At 54.0% G+C, this 248-nt stretch carries 1 pseudogene; it reads left to right on the forward strand.

Features of this window, described 5'->3' with window-relative positions:
• Nucleotides 1-248 (forward strand): annotated as a pseudogene (locus SB822_RS59525) (hypothetical protein); the annotation flags it as partial.

Here is a 248-nt window from a genome sequence, read left to right on the forward strand (position 1 = left end):
GCAAATCCAGCAGCAGCTTTGTCGTTTGACGACATGATACTATCGCAGGGGCGCGAGATTTCTCGCAAGCTCAATCTGTTGCGTCACGAAAACTTTCCGCCGGATGCGCGCAAGAATATGCTGCGCCAGTTTTCGATGGCCGAGGCTGCGTACTTCCTTGGTGTCTCCCCCAGCAATCTCAAGAAACTACATCTGGAAGGTAAAGGTGTCGAGCCGACCATTCTGACAGGTGGCCGTCGCGCCTATAG

The organism is Paraburkholderia sp. SIMBA_054 (assembly GCF_046534875.1).
Lineage (GTDB): Bacteria > Pseudomonadota > Gammaproteobacteria > Burkholderiales > Burkholderiaceae > Paraburkholderia > Paraburkholderia hospita.